This is a genomic window from Sorangium sp. So ce1504 (assembly GCF_051521635.1).
Classification (GTDB): Bacteria; Myxococcota_A; Polyangia; order Polyangiales; family Polyangiaceae; genus Sorangium; species Sorangium cellulosum_B.
The window spans coordinates 13,146,350-13,160,759 of sequence record NZ_CP150365.1 but is presented as its reverse complement, the minus strand read 5'-3'; the positions used below and the strand labels follow the sequence as shown (position 1 = coordinate 13,160,759).

11 protein-coding genes and 1 pseudogene are annotated in these 14,410 nt (G+C 71.9%); 5 read left to right on the top strand and 7 right to left on the bottom strand.

The window, feature by feature from the left end; genetic code table 11:
• Window positions 1–6 precede the first annotated feature (6 nt).
• From chrA to WMF39_RS49675, 3 genes are all read right to left on the bottom strand, one after another.
• Window positions 7–1,212, bottom strand: a complete 1,206-nt coding sequence (chrA, locus tag WMF39_RS49685) for a chromate efflux transporter (RefSeq protein WP_437743429.1) — start codon at window positions 1,210–1,212, stop codon at window positions 7–9.
• Between the two features lie 63 nt (window positions 1,213–1,275).
• Window positions 1,276–3,444, bottom strand: a complete 2,169-nt coding sequence (locus WMF39_RS49680) for a VWA domain-containing protein (protein ID WP_437743428.1) — start codon at window positions 3,442–3,444, stop codon at window positions 1,276–1,278.
• Window positions 3,445–3,686: 242 nt separating this feature from the next.
• Window positions 3,687–3,881 carry a DUF5522 domain-containing protein gene (locus tag WMF39_RS49675; RefSeq protein ID WP_437530338.1) on the bottom strand — a complete coding sequence of 65 codons (195 nt, stop codon included), beginning with the start codon at window positions 3,879–3,881 and terminating at the stop codon, window positions 3,687–3,689.
• A gap of 151 nt (window positions 3,882–4,032) precedes the next feature.
• Between WMF39_RS49675 and WMF39_RS49670 the strand changes: the two genes are divergently transcribed.
• Window positions 4,033–5,985, top strand: a complete 1,953-nt coding sequence (locus WMF39_RS49670; RefSeq protein ID WP_437743427.1) for a hypothetical protein — start codon at window positions 4,033–4,035, stop codon at window positions 5,983–5,985.
• Window positions 5,986–6,056: 71 nt separating this feature from the next.
• Here WMF39_RS49670 and efp read toward each other — a convergent pair whose 3' ends face one another.
• A complete protein-coding gene (efp, locus tag WMF39_RS49665; protein ID WP_437296963.1) occupies window positions 6,057–6,620 on the bottom strand; it encodes an elongation factor P in 564 nt (187 codons plus the stop codon).
• Window positions 6,621–6,872: 252 nt separating this feature from the next.
• On the opposite strand from efp, the gene WMF39_RS49660 reads away from it, so the two are divergent.
• Window positions 6,873–7,733 carry a tetratricopeptide repeat protein gene (locus tag WMF39_RS49660; RefSeq protein WP_012241841.1) on the top strand — a complete coding sequence of 287 codons (861 nt, stop codon included), beginning with the start codon at window positions 6,873–6,875 and terminating at the stop codon, window positions 7,731–7,733.
• A 58-nt stretch (window positions 7,734–7,791) separates the two neighbouring features.
• Here WMF39_RS49660 and WMF39_RS49655 read toward each other — a convergent pair whose 3' ends face one another.
• Both WMF39_RS49655 and htpG read right to left on the bottom strand, forming a co-directional pair.
• The gene (locus WMF39_RS49655) at window positions 7,792–8,814 is read right to left on the bottom strand and encodes a hypothetical protein (protein ID WP_437743426.1); all 1,023 of its coding nucleotides are present in this window, start codon (window positions 8,812–8,814) and stop codon (window positions 7,792–7,794) included.
• A 62-nt stretch (window positions 8,815–8,876) separates the two neighbouring features.
• Entirely contained in the window at window positions 8,877–10,865 is a 1,989-nt protein-coding gene (gene htpG / locus WMF39_RS49650; protein WP_437743425.1) for a molecular chaperone HtpG, read from the bottom strand.
• Between the two features lie 452 nt (window positions 10,866–11,317).
• Between htpG and WMF39_RS49645 the strand changes: the two genes are divergently transcribed.
• The 3 genes and pseudogenes from WMF39_RS49645 to hisN all read left to right on the top strand — a co-directional run bounded on the left by WMF39_RS49645 (window position 11,318) and on the right by hisN (window position 13,641).
• Entirely contained in the window at window positions 11,318–12,346 is a 1,029-nt protein-coding gene (locus WMF39_RS49645) for a hypothetical protein (protein ID WP_437743424.1), read from the top strand.
• Window positions 12,327–12,671 (top strand): annotated as a pseudogene (locus WMF39_RS49640) (alpha/beta hydrolase fold domain-containing protein); the annotation flags it as partial. The gene WMF39_RS49645 and the pseudogene WMF39_RS49640, both read left to right, overlap by 20 nt.
• A 172-nt stretch (window positions 12,672–12,843) precedes the next feature.
• A complete protein-coding gene (gene hisN / locus WMF39_RS49635) occupies window positions 12,844–13,641 on the top strand; it encodes a histidinol-phosphatase (RefSeq protein ID WP_437743423.1) in 798 nt (265 codons plus the stop codon).
• A gap of 28 nt (window positions 13,642–13,669) precedes the next feature.
• Here the strand turns inward: hisN and WMF39_RS49630 are convergent, their stop codons facing one another.
• Entirely contained in the window at window positions 13,670–14,380 is a 711-nt protein-coding gene (locus tag WMF39_RS49630; protein WP_437743422.1) for a TetR/AcrR family transcriptional regulator, read from the bottom strand.
• Window positions 14,381–14,410: the final 30 nt, after the last annotated feature.

Sequence of the window (14,410 nt, the reverse complement as noted above, 5' to 3'; positions counted from 1 at the left end):
GCCGGCTCAGACGTGAACCGACGCGACGCCGATGACGGCGCCGGCCAGGATGAGCCAGAGCGAGCTCACGCGGTACCGGATGAGCAGGAGCGCTGCCGCGATGGCCAGAGCGCCCGTGAGCCAATCGACCACCGCCGCGCGGGCGAGGCGGAACGAGACGACCGCCATCAGGGCGAGCGACGCCGCGTTGACGCCGTCGAGGAAGGCCGAGGCCACGGGGGAACGGCGGACGCGGGGGATCAGGGGTCCGCTCAGCGCGACGAAGAAGAACGCAGGAAGAAAGATGCCCGCCGTGGCGACCAGCGCGCCCGGGACGCGGCCCAGGAGATAGCCGATGAAGGTGGCCGCCGTGAAGACGGGGCCGGGCGTCACCTGGCCGACCGCCACCGCGTCGAGCAGCTGCGCCTCCGTCATCCACCGGTATCGCTCGACGAGATCCGCGCGGAGAAACGCGAGGAGCACATACCCACTCCCGAAGAGGACCGAGCCCACCTTGGCGAAGAACAGGAACAGCGGCAGGAGCCCGAACGGCACGCTCACCGCCGCCGCGGCCGTCGCGGCGGCGCCGCTGGCGAGCGGGACGGCGAGCGGGACGGCGACGGCGGCCGCGCCGGGAGGCGGACCCGCGGGGCGCCCGGCCACCAGCCGGTGCGACACGGCGAGCGCGCCCGCGCCGGCCAGGACCGCGAGCTCGTGGATCCCGAAGAGGCTCGCGCCCGCGCAGAGCGCCGCGAGGCCGAGCGAGCGCCGCGAGCGCAGCCCGGCGCGGCCGAGGCCCCAGAGCGCCTGGGCCACGACCGCGATGATCACCGGCTTCACCCCGTAGAGGAGCGCCGACATCTCCGGCACCGCGCCGAACCGGACATAGGCCCACGCGAACCCGAGCGTGATGAGCGCCGCCGGCACGATGAAGCACCCTCCGGCCACGAGCAGGCCCGCCCAGCCGGCCCGGCGATGCCCGATGTGGATCGCGAGCTCGGTCGAGCTGGGTCCCGGGATGAGGTTCGTGGCACCATAGAGATCGAGGAAGTCCTCGCGCGTCATCCAGCCGCGCCGGCGGACCACCTCGTCCTCCATCATGGCGACATGGGCCGCGGGGCCGCCGAAGGCCGTGGCGCCCAGCCGGAAGAAGAGCCGCGCGAGCTCCCAGAGCGCCGCGCCGCGGGCCTCCCCGGACGTCGGCGCCCCCTCGATGCCAGAGTCTTTGCTCATGATACGTGCCGCGTGAAACAGGCCTCGCCGGGCCTCCAGGGAGCCGCGAGCGCCGGATGCTCATCAGTCGATGGGGGGCACCGGGATCTCCGGCGGGACGAGGAAGAAGACCTTGCGGGTGCTGAGCGTGGTCACGCCGTCGCCGGTGACGACGATGTTCGCCGTGAACACCTGCGGCTCCGTCGTCGGAGGCACCGAGACGTTGGTCTTCGGAATCACGTCGAAGCAGACCGTGGGCCCGGGGAACACGTTGGTATAGGTATCCGCGACGCCATCGACGTTCTTGTCGATGACCCTGAAGCCGGTGGTGCAGGGCTCAGGAGCGCTGTTGTTCGCGATGATCCTGTCGATGAACGCGCTCGCGGCGTCGACCGCGTCGGTCTCGTCCGCCACCGCCGCCGCCGAGATGTCGAGCGTGACATAGGTCGTGAGCACCTTGATCGCCTGCACGACGGCCAGGTTCAGCCCGTCGCCGCTGCTGGCGACCCGGAACACGAGCGGGCATTTGCCGCTCTCGATCGTCACGCCGCTCCCGTTCTCGCCGACGCAGCACTGTCCCACCGCGCACCGCGGCGGGCGCATGCCCTCCGGTCCCCACGCCGCCGGCGGGACCACCGAGCCCGTCGCCACCGCGCCGGCCGTCAGGTCGGCTTGCGCCTCGACAGAGCTGGAGGCGACCATGCCGATGAGCCGGCCTCCCACGCCCGTCACCGCCTGCAGCGCCTCCGAATGGGTCGGCGACTCCACCCTGGACCTGGCGTAGTTGTGCTGCACGAACGTCCCGTTGTGGCTCGGCGTGTCGGTGATCATCACCACGATGGGCAGCGAGCCGAAGCGGAAGCCCACGCCACCGATGGTCCCGACCGTCTCGCCCGCCGGGGTCATGCCCGGCGGAGCGCTCAGCGGATTGAACATGGGCACGTCGGCGCCGCCCTCGTTCGTGCCCGCCCCGGTGGCGATCTGATAAAGAGCCTCCCAGCCGCTCTCCGGGATATCGCCGCCGGCCTCGGCCTTGAGGTAGTTCACCGCGTCCTGCACCGACTCGCGCCCTGCCGGCGTGAGGACGCTCATCACCCGGTGCTCCAGGTAGAACGGCTGGTCTTTGGGGCCCCCGTAGGAGTCGATCGGGAAGTCCTTGTACTGAGTCACCCCGATGCCGATGTTCGGGATCTCCTCGGCGAGCTGATCGATCATCTCCTGGAGCGCGCCCTTCAGATGAGTGATCTGGCCGCCCATGGTCGCGGTGGTATCCATCGCGAACACCACGTCGGCCTGCGAGATGTTGGTCGAGAAATCCAGCGTGTCCTGCGCGGGATCCGGGCGGCTCTGATAAGGCACGATGAACACGAAATCCCCGCTGGCCCGCGGGTTGTCCAGGTCGTCGTTCGGGTCCGTGCCGGCGGCCTGCTCGATGAGATCGTTCACGCCGTCCTCGTCCGTGTCCTCGCTCGCGGTGCTGGACTCGCCCGGGTCGAGCACGCCGTCGCAATTGAGGTCCTCGAGCTCGTCGAGCAGGCTGTCGTTGTCGCTGTCCAGGTCGAGGAAATCGCCCCCGCCGTCCTTGTCGCTGTCGCTGGGCGGCTGCTCGGGCTCGCCGTCGCCGCGCTCGATCGAATCGGGCCGGCAGTCACCGTCCGAGTCGAGATCTCGAAACGCCGGGATCCCGTCGCCGTCGGCGTCGAACTCTCTCTCGAACCGATCCAGGATGTCGTCGTCGTCGGAGTCCCTGTCACGGAAATCAGGCCAGCTGTCGCCGTCGGTGTTCACCGGATCGAGCGGGTCCGACCCGAGCTCGACAACATCCAGGAGGCCGTCGCCGTCATCGTCGAGATCCACATAATCGGCGGTTCCATCGCGGTCGCGGTCGCTGTCGCCGTCGTCCTCGTCGGGTAGCCCATTGTTGTCGGAGTCCTCGTCGCGGTAATCAGGCACCCCGTCGCCGTCGCTGTCACGCGGCTCCGCTTCGCCTGGGAAGGGAGCGCCCTCGAGCTTGTCGGACAGCCCGTCGCCATCGGAGTCGGTGTCCTCGAAATCCGGCTGACCGTCGCGATCCGTATCGACCGCATCGCCGCGCCCCTCCTCCGCATCGCTGATCCCATCGCCATCCGTGTCGACGCTCGGCAGCCCCGCCGGCGTCTCGTCGGGCGGCGGCCTGTTCGCCGACGTGGCGTCGCAGCCGATCGGCACGGAGAGCAAGAGGCAGCAGAGCAGAGGGTGAAGACTGCGACGCATAGGAGCTCCCGCGCGAATGTGGGCGCGAAATCCTAGACGCTCCACGCAATCCGGATCAACCGACATTCCATGGTGCGCCGGGGCTCTCCGCCCGTCATCAACCGCAGACGGATTGCCGCCCGCGGCCACCGCGGAACGCCGGCGCGCGCGTGCGCAGCAGCTTCTGCGATACCGTCACAGCGGCGCGTTGCATGGCGCCGCTCGCCGCGATCCGCCGCGGAGGCTCGACCGCTGCACCGGGATCAGGGGAGCTTCAGCCGAGGCAGCGCGACGGTGATCGACTCTGCCGGCGCCTTCTCCCGGTAAGGGCAGTGGCGGCACTTGGAATTACAGCAGTATCCCCGTTTCAGGTGATACGCCTCTGTAAAAACCACCCGGCCTCCCTCGAGGTAATAGTCTTCGCCTTCGACGGCCCTGGGAGGCTTCGGCCCGCTCATCTACGCTCGATCAAGCTACGCCGAAAGGCGCACCGGCGCCATCCGGCGCGCGGGCGGTTGGATGGCGCGCCGGCCCCACGACGCCCGCCCGCCGCCCGTGCTACTCCTGCGCCGCCCGCCGCACACCGGTGCGCCGCCGGGTCCGCCCGCGATGCCCGATCGATCCTGCTCGAAGCTCCTCCGTGCCCTGCTCCCGCTCCTCGCCGCCGCCGGCTGCGATGGCTGCCCGAGCTCCAGGCCCTACACGCCCTACACGCTCGGCTCGGCGGCGCCCTCCGGCTCCCCGCCCCCGCTGAGCGGCGTCGGCCCTGGCGCGGCGACCGCCGGCCCCGAGGCCGACGCCGGCGCTCCGGACGCCGCCGCGCCTCGGTTCGCGGTCGTGCCGAGCGTCCCGGCGCCAGAAGGCGGCAAGCGATGGCCCCTCGAGGGCGGCCCCGTGGCCGCGGCGCCGACCGGACGCACGTTCGAGACCGGGCTCCTCCTCGACGTCGACGGGGACGGCGCGCGCGATCTCGTCGCCTGGGCGCGGTCGCCCGACGGCCTGCGCGGCGAGCTCCTGCTCGCGCCCGCCGCGCGGCCGCAGGCGCTGCGCACGCTCGCCGCGCTCCCCGGCGATCTCGACGCGCAGGGGTGCACTCCGCGCGTCGGCCTCAGCCAGATCGGGCCCTCCGCGCTCGCCTTCGATTTCGCCCCGCAGTGCGGCGGCGCTCACCGCGGCGCCGCGGGTACGGGCCCCACGCGCTGGATCGCCGTGATCCGCCTCCCCGGGCCCGCCGCGGGCGCGGGCGCGCCGCCGGAGCTCGCCCTGGAGCTCCGCCTCCGCGCGCCGCCTGCGGAGGAAGCGCTCTCCGCCTCCCTCGAGGTCGCCGACCGCGACGCGGACGGCCGCGACGACCTCATCGTCTCGGTCGGCCTCGCCGGCGCCCTGCGCCCGTTCCCTGCCCCGGCGGGCCCAGCGTCCGAGGTCCGCGCCCCGCTCGTCTTCCTGGATCGCCCCGCCGGCCTCTCGCGCGACGCGGCCCAGCCCGGCGAGGCGCTGCGCGCCCTCGCCGCCTCCCTGCTCCGGGACGCGCGCGGCAAGTCGACGGCGCCGGCCGTGGCCGCCTCCGCCCAGCGGCTGCGCCGGTTCCACGCCGCCCTCTGCGCCGACGCCGAAAGCGGCGCCGGAGCGACCACCGGCCGCGACGCCGCGCGCGCCGGCGAGGCCCTCGTCTGGACGGGCCCTGGCCCGGTGCGCTGCGGCGAGCCGCGGCTCGCGGCCGCCATCGACCACGCGGAGGCGGTGGCGGCGTCCACGCGGGGCGCGCCGATCGCGGCCATCGCGGCGCTCGACCGGGGCGGCGCCGAGGCGCGCACCAAGGAGGACGGCAAGCTCCTCGCGAAGCTCGCGCCGCCGGCGACCGCCGCCGCCGTGTACCGCACCGCCGCTGCCCCGCAGCCGACCAGGACCGGCGCCTTCGGCCCGCTCGCGTTCGAGGCGAGCGGCGCCCTGCTCGTCAGGACCGCGCAGGGCGTCGTCCGCGTCGACCCGGCCACGTCCACCGAGTCCGCGACGGACATCCCTCCCTGGCCCGCCGCCGTCCACGCCGGGCCCGCGGAGCTCGTCGCCGTCGAGCGGCGCTGCGACGCGCCCACCTTGCTCGCGCTCTTCCGCAGCTCGCCCGATGCCGTCGGCGAGATGCAGGTCCCGCTCCCGCTGCTCCGCGGCCAGGGGCCTCGCTCCCGGCCCGGCGCGGCCGCGCCCGAGCGCTGCGCCGGGACGGAGCGCCTGCCGTTCGTTCCGCTCGCCGCGTCCGAGCGCGGCTTCGACATCGCCCTCGGCGCCGCGCTGATCTCGATCGACCTGCGGGCGGCCGCGCCGGCCTCGTCCGCGCTGTCGTTCCCGCTCACGACGCCCGCGCCTCAGGGCGCGGCGCGGTCGCCGGACGGCGCCACGCTGGCGATCCCCGCCGCCGGCGGGCTCCTCGTGGCGACCGCGGGCGGCGCCGCGCGCCTCTGGACGGGCGGCGACCTCGCGCAGGAGACGGCGTGCGCGCCGGCCAACGGAGGAACCCGCGTCGCGTGCGTCGCCGGCGCGGCCGCCGTGATCTTCGAGGCGAAGTGACCCCCGGCGGCCCGTGGGCGCGCCCCGCCCCCGGAGGGTCAGCCGAGCGTCAGCCGAGGGTCAGCAGGGGCTCAGCCCTTGTTGACGCGCTCCAGGTACTTGCCGTCGGTCGTGTCGATCTTGATCCACTCGCCCTCCTTCACGAAGAGCGGGACGTTGACGGTCGCGCCGGTCGACACCGTGGCGGGCTTGGTGGCGCCGCTCGCCGTGTCGCCCTTGACGCCCGGCTCGCTGCTCACGATCTGGAGCACCACGTGCGGGGGCATGCTGACGCCGATCGGTAGCCCGTTGAACAGGGTCACGTCGATCGACATCCCGTCGCTCAGCCACTTGGAGTCATCGCCGATCTTGTCGCCGGGGACCGTGAGCTGCTCGCCGGTCGCCGCGTCCATGAACACGAAGTCGGTGCCCTCCGGATAGATGTACTGGAGGCTGCGCTCCTCCACGTCCGCCGGCTCCAGCTTCTCGCCCGATTTGTACGTGCGCTCGAGCACCGCGCCCGTCGCCATGTTCCGGATCTTGACGCGGGTGAACGCCTGCCCCTTTCCCGGCTTGACGAACTGGAAGTCGATGACCGAGTAGGGCTGGCCGTCGACCATAAACTTGAGGCCTTTTCGGATGTCGCTTGTGTCCATGGGGAGAGCTTCCTGGTAGCGTAAGGGCGGCCTGTCGGCGAGGCCGGGGATCCGCGTCCGCGGCACCCTGGCGCGGCTCGGGGGTCCGCGAACGCGGCCCCTTCCACGGGTCGGGGGTCCGCGAACGCGGCCTCCGTCTACAGGTCGGGGGTCCGCGTTCGCGGCCCCCTTCCACGGGTCGGGGGTCCGCGTTCGCGGCCCCCTTAGCACGAGCACAGCCTCCTGCACAGGGCACGGTTTCAGGACCTGAAAATGCACGACTTCGACGACGAGCTCAGGGAGATCAAGCGTGAGATCGTGGAATCCCGTGGGCTCATCATCAAGACGAACAACCTCACGAACGCCCTCGCCGCGGATCTGAAGAGCATCTCCAAGCGCCAGATGGCGTACGAGCGGCGCGCCTTCTGGAACAGCGCGAGCGCGAACCTGCTCTTCGTGATCGTGGTGATCGGCGTGGTCAAGCTCGCCTGGGACGCACGCGTGGACGCCGTCCAGGCCGAGACCAAGGGCGCGCGCGACCGCATCGCGAAGCATGAGGCCGATCTCAAGGAGATGCAGCAGCGGAGCGACGCGCGCGCCAAGGCCGAGAGCGACGCCGCGGCGTTCTACGAGCTCATCCGTGCCGAGCGGCGACAGGAGGTGATCGAGGGCTTCGAGGCGCTGCGCAAGGCGCCGCTCACCCGCGCCGAGCTCGCGTTCTTCTCGGACTCGGTCGACAAGTCGCGCTCGGAGCTCTCGATCAAATCGTACCAGACGGGCCTCGATCACATGCGGACGGGCCGCTGGCACGAGGCCGCGGTCGCCTTCGAGGACGCCATCCGGCAGAAGGAGACGGCGTCGCACACCCCGTCGGCCCGCCTCAACCTGGCGCGCGCCTACCGCAGGCTGAACCGGCAGCGCGACGCGATTCCGCTGCTCATGACGCTCTCCGAGGCGTCGCCCGATCGGGAGGTCATGGATGACGCGACCTTCCTCCTCGCCGAGTGCCTCCTCGACATCCAGGCCTGGAACGACGCGAAGACGACGTTGCGGTCGTTCATCCGCCGCTTCCCGGACAGCGCGTACATCAACGACGCGCGCCTCGCGCTGGCCGACGTCTCGCTCCGGCACTGACGCGCGCCGCCACGACCGGCCGGCGCCCCCCACGCGGCGCCGCGGCGGCGGGACGACGTCAGGACCCGCGCCGCACGTCGATCCGGCGCGGCTCGTCCTTCTTCTTGAACCAGCTGGATCGGAGCTGCCGGCGGAGGCCTGACGCGAACAGGCAGTCGCGGAACGCGTTCTGCTCGAAGGTCACCGCGCTGTGCGCGAGCGGGACCTGGATGAAGATGGCGCGGCCGTCCAGGAGCTGCTTGCGCGTGAGCTCGCCCGGGCGCCGCTCGTGAAGGCAGGCGACGCCCTGCGCCTCGAGCGCACGCTCCAGCTCGAGGTTGAGCCGCCGCACGTCGCCGGCGACGAAGTGGCTGATGAGCTTGTGCCTGTCCCGCCCCGTTCGGCCCTTCCGCTCGAGCACCCAGTCGCGGAACGCGTCGACCTCGCCGTACAGCGCGTCGAACAGGTACACCTCGTTCACCTCGCAGCCGCCGTGGCGCAGGCACGCGGCCGCGACGCGGTATCCGCCCGAGTGCGCCGACAGGCAGAGCGTCCCGAGCCTCGCCTGCCGCGGGATGGCGCGATCGCCGAGCGCCCGCCGCGCCGAGGGGCTCGCGAGCACCGACGCGAGCTCGCCGCACAGCCGCCGGAGGCCGCCCTTCTGCCCCAGCTTGCCCGGGGGCGACTCCGCCGCGTTCACCGCGCACTGCGGCACCACGAGCACCGCGTTCTGCTTGCTCTCGTGGAGCTGCTCGCGGAGCTTGTGCGCCGCGATGGCCCGCTCCGCGGTCGTGACGTGGCCGTGGAAGTGGATCACGAGGTCGAGCTCATCGCTCTCCGGCGCGCGGTAATGGGCCGGCACGAAGACCATCGCCGTGGCGTCCTGGTAGGGAGCCCCGTCGCAGGGAAACGGCGCGTTCGACAGCTCGATCTTCAGCGTCACGCCGATGTCCGACGCCTCGACGGCCCTCACCCTGGAGGCCGCCCTGGCGAGCGCCGGCGCCGGCGCCCAGAGCCCCGGCGCGGCCAGGGCGCCGCCCGCCGCGCCGAGCGCTCGGAGAAAGGCCCGGCGGCCGAGCGCCGGTGTTGCGATTCGGGACATCCTGGCGACCTCGTCCCGCGCCTATCACCGACGCTCGACCCCGGCCAAGAAACCGCGGCTCGTCAGGGCTGGCTGACGGCGGCGGAGCTGACCTGCGCGAGCAGATCCTGGATGCGCCGGACGAGCTTCGCCGGCTCCTGGACCACGCCCTCGACGAGGAGGGCCTGGTCGAGGAGGAGCTCGGACCACTGCTTCACCCGCTCCGAGCCGGCCTCGCGCCCCGCCAGGATATTGAGGTTCTTCACCACCGGGTGGCCCGGGTTGAGCTCCAGGATCCGCTTGGATTCCCCGGTATTCTGGTCGATGAGCTTCATGATCCGCTCGAAGTTCGCCCCTGGATCGCCCTCGGCGGCGACGAGGCAGCTCGCGCTGTCGGTCAGGCGCCGCGAGACGCGCACGTCCTTCACCCGGTCGCCCAGCGCCGCCTTGACCGCCGCCACGGCCGCGTCCACCGACGCCTCCGGCTCGTCCTTCTTCTCCGGTTCGGCGCCGAGGTCGACATCGCCGTGCATCACGCTCTTGAGGCGGCGCTTGTCGAACTCGTTCAGCGACTGCACGAACCACTCGTCGACCGGATCCACGAGGAACAGCACGTCGTAGCCGCGCTTCCGGAACGCCTCGAGGTGCGGGCTCTGCTCGACCGCGTGGCGGCCGAGCCCCGTCACGTAATAGATCTCCTTCTGCGCCTCCGGCATCTTCGCCACGTAGTCGCGGAGCGAGATGACCTTGCCGGCCTCCGTGTTCATCGACTCGAACCGGCAGAGCTCGGCGATCGCGTCCTTGTTCTTCCAGTCGTTGGTGACCCCCTCCTTGATGACCCGGCCGAACTCCTTCCAGAAAGCCGCATAGCGCTCGGGCTCCGACTCGGAGAGGTCCTTGAGCGACTTGAGCACCTGCTTGACGATCTGCTGCTCGATCTGGGAGAGCGTGCGGTTCTCCTGGAGCATCTCGCGAGAGACGTTCAGCGAGAGGTCCTCGGAGTCGACGACGCCGCGCAGGAAGCGCAGGTACATCGGCGTCAGCTTGTCGCAGTCCTCGACGATGAGGACCCGCTTCGCGTAGAGGCGCACGCCCCTGCGGTCCTTGTGGAACATGTCCGCCGGCGCCTTCTCGGGCACGTAGAGCAGGGCGTGGAACTGCACGGGCGCGTCGATCGACAGGTGCACGGTGAGCAGCGGCTTCTCCCCCTCGTAGCCGCCGGTCACGTGCCGGAAGAACTCCGCGTGCTGCTCCTCGGTGATCTGCGACTTGGGCAGCGTCCAGAGCGCGGCCGAGCGGTTCGCGACCTCGTCGTTCACCTTGATGGGGAAATGAACGAAATCCGAGTACTTGCGGATGATCTCCTTGATCCGCCACACCTTCGTGTACTCGCGCGCGTCGTCCTTGAGGTGGAGGACGATCTTCGTGCCCGGGTGCTCGCGATCGCCGGGGGCCACGGTGAAGGAGCCCGCGCCGGACGAGCGCCACAGGACGGGCTCCGCGCCCGGCAGCATCGAGCGGGTCTGCACGTCGACGCGCGAGGCGACCATGAACGCGGCGTAGAAGCCGACGCCGAACTGGCCGATGAGCTGGAGCTTGCCGCCGTCCTTCTTCTGCTTGGCGGCCTCAGCGTTGGCCTTCAGGAATTCCAGCGACCCAGAGCGGGCGATGGTGCCGAGGTTCTGCACCACCTCGTCCCGGGTCATCCCGATGCCGTTGTCCTCGATGGTGAGGGTGTGGGCGGCGTCGTCGAGCGTGATGAGGATCGCGGGCTCGCCGGCTTGTTCAGCGACGCCTTCGCGCGTGAGGGCCAGGAAGCGGGCCTTGTCGAGCGCGTCCGACGCGTTCGAGATGAGCTCGCGGAGGAAGACCTCCTGGTTTGCGTAGAGCGAGTTGATGACCAGCGCGAGGACCTGCTGCACCTCGGCCTGGAAGGGGAGCTCGACCGCGCCGGCGGCCTTGGCCTCCTCGGACGGGGTCGACGCGGGCGTCTCCGGGCCCGGGGCCGCACCCGAAGGCTCGGCAGAGGGCGTGGAACCGCTGGTTTCGGGGTTCGGGCTTTCCGTGTTCATGTCGGCGACCAAATGGATCCGATTTTCGAAAGGGCAATCCCCCGGCGCGCCGCGGGGCGTCCCCAAGACGCGCCGCGGTGTGTCGCCTCGCTCCGAGCGCGCTCCGCGGCCAGCTCGACGCCTCACTGCCGCGGCGCCCCCCGGCCGAGGTAAGGGGCTCACCAGGCCGCGGGCCAACGCCTGCGTCGAGGTCGGGATCTGCGCGCCGGGTCGTCACGTTCAGGTCGCTGTGCGCGATCCCCGCATCCCTGCCCGGCTTTTCCGGTGGGTAAGGGTTTCTTCATCAGGTCGCCGGAGCTAGATTCACCGGCGTTGCACCCTCGCCGTCGTGGAGATCTGTTGTGGTAGCACTTCTCCGTGCAGTCCTCCGTGTTCTCCCGGCAATCGGCGTGCTGGCCGGGGTGCTGGCGCTCGCGGGGTGCGGCGATCGGGGAAAGACGGTTGATCGGGACGTGAAGCGTCCGCCCGCTGTGCTCCAGTTCGACGGCTATGTCTACGTCCCGACCGGGACGAGCGATTTCAAGATCCTCGAGCGCGTGCGGACGCAGACGCGATCGGTGTTCACGGGGCTGCGGAAATCCCGGGTGATGGTGAGCCGGCGCGAGGTCCAGGGCGCGACCACGGACAACTTCGCCAAGGAGGCCGTGACCGTCGTCGACGCCGCGGGGCACCGCACCCTCGCGCTCCGCGTTCGGTACCGCTTCGTGGCCCGGCCGGAGGTCGCGAACGGCATCGACGATCGCAAGGAGCTCCCGCTCGGGCTCCTGCACCGGGAGGATGACGAAGTCGCGGAGCGCATCCACGAGGAGTGCACGCCGCCCCAGGAGCGGAGGAAGGGGGGCGCCAGCGCCGTCGGCCTCGACTTCGATCCGTCCCTTCCGAGCTGCAAGGCCGCGATGGCCGCGGAGCAGGCGGCGATCGACGCGGCGCGCGCGAAGGTGCCCGAGCTCGCGGGCGGGCCGCCGGCCTCCGTTAAGGAGACCGTGGTCCCGATCGAGGAGGCGCGGCGCCTGTATATCCCGACCCAGGTGACCGTCGAGCTCCGCGATCGGAAGCCGGGCGAGGTCGCGCCGCGCTTCGTCCCGGTGGATCGACCGGAGGAGGACGCGCGGGTCGCGACCGCGGAGCCGGGCGGCGCCGAGCACCCCGAGCGGCTCGAGCCGGCGGTGGTGCTCATCGACCCGGATCTCAGGACGGAGCGGACGCCCGAGGAGAAGGCGATCGCCGAGGGTACCCTGCTGCCGAAGATGCCCGCGACCGGCGGCACTGGCGTCGCGAGCGGCGCGAGCGGCGCGAGGCGAATCGAGGTCGTGAGCCCCGCGGTGGCGCAAGCGCAGCAGCGCAAGGCGGAGGCCGCGACCGCGAACGAGCGCTTCGAGATCCCGTTCGAGACGCTGACCGACCCGAAGTTCCTGGTGGTCTGGTTCAGCCTGCTGATGGCGTACCCGATCCTCCGGGGCGATCCGCGGAAGAAGCGCTGACGCGCGCCGCAACGCGCGCCTCGCCGAGAGGAGCGACGGCGCGGCGCTCGGACCGGCGCGGGCACAGGACGCCGCGATCGCGGGAGGCGTCCGCTACGATGCCCGCCACGCGCCGGAGCACCGCTACCCCGCGCAGCTCGAGGACGCGCTCGCCGCCTTCGATGCGCTGGTCGAGCGCGGCCATGCGCCGTGGGAGATCGCGCTCGCCGGCGACTCCGCCGGCGGCAACCTCGCGCTCGTCACGCAGCTCGCGCTGCGCGACCGCGGCGCGCAGGCGCGGTGCGCCGCGCTCATCTCTCCCTGGCTCGACCTCACCTCGAGCAGCGCCTCGGCTCCGAGCGAGCCTGTCGTCGAGCGCCCCGGGGGCGACGCGACCTCATGCGGCCTGATGCGGAGCTCGCTCCGGGGCGCTGCGAGGCGAGATGGTTGCCGTGAGCGGGCGGCGCGCGTAGGGGATCGCGCCGTGAGGCTCGCGTCGAGGGCCCACGGAGGAGACGATGACCCCTTCCCAGGACCTGGTCGAGCTGGCAGAGCGGCTCGCGGACGCCAGCGGCGCCGTGATCCGGCGCTATTTCCGCAAGGGCATCGAGGCCGACGACAAGGCGGACGCGAGCCCTGTCACGATCGCCGACCGCGAGGCCGAGGCGGCGATACGCGAGCTCCTCGCCGCGCGCGCGCCGGGCCACGGGATCGTGGGAGAGGAGTTCGGCCGCCAGAACGAGGGGGCGGAGCTCGTGTGGGTGCTCGATCCCATCGACGGGACGAAGGCGTTCATCACGGGCAAGCCGCTCTTCGGCACGCTCATCGCGCTGCTGCACCGGGGCCGGCCGGTGCTCGGCGTCATCGACCAGCCCGTCCTCGGCGATCGCTGGCTCGGCGTCCTGGGCCGGCAGACGCTCTGGAACGGCGCGCCGGCGCGCGTCCGCGCGTGCGCGGGGCTTTCGCTCGCGCGCCTCTCCACCACGGGCCCGCAGTACTTCCCGCCGGCGAAGACCCGCGCCTTCGGGGAGGTCGCGTCCCGGGCCAAGCTCGTGAGCTACGGCGGCGATTGTTACCAGTATGGCCTCGTGGCGAGCGGCAGCATCGATGTGGTCGTCGAGTACGGCCTCAAGCTCCACGATTTCGCGGCGCTCGTCCCGGTGATCACCGGCGCCGGCGGGGTCATGACGGACTGGGAAGGGCGCCCGCTCGACGCCGCGAGCGCCGGTGACGTGGTGGCCGCCGGCGACCCGCGCGTCCACGCCGAGGTGCTCGCCGCGCTCCGCGCCGGCGATCCCCGGCAGGGCGCGCGCTGACGCGCGCCGACGTTGGAGCGCCGGCGCCTCACGCCCGGAGCCCTCGGAACTGGAGGGCGAGGGAGCTCTTCAGCACAGGATCCAGCGCGGCGCCGAGCGTCACGAAGCCGCTGAGCCAGGACAGGAGCGCCGCGAAGTAGAGGGCGAACACGTTGTGCGCCGCGGCGAGCGGGTCGATGTCGCCCGCGACCTCGCCGCGCGCCTGTGCGTCGCGCACGAGGCCCGCGATGCGGTGAAGGAACGCGAACGTGAGCGCGTTCAGCCGCTCTCCGTTCGGGCCCGACGCGCCGGGGAAGGCCTTCACGAACGCCTGCGAGACGAGCGGCTGTTCGCCGTACATCGCGAACAGCCGCTGGAACACGTGGAGCAGCTGAGCGAGCAGGGGCTCTTTGCGCGGCAGCGCCTCGAACGCCGCGTCGACAGCGGCCGCGAGCCGGTCGTGCATCACCATCATGAGCAGGTCGGGCTTGTCGCGCGCGTGCACGAACACCGTCCCCGTCGCGACCTCCGCGCGCTCCGCCACCGCCTTGGTCGTCGTGCCGTCGTACCCGAGCTCGGTGAAGAGCGCCCACGCGGCGTCCCGGATCCGCCGGCGGGTGTCGAGCTTCTGCTGGGCGCGCCCGCCGCGCTCGGGCGCCGAAGCGATCGGCGCGGACGCGACCGGCGCCGGCGCGACCGGAGCTCGCGGCGCCGCGGCTCGCTTCCGGCGTTTCGTCGCGTCTGGAATGACCTTGCTCATCGACCGGGCAATCTGTTGCCGCGGATGCTC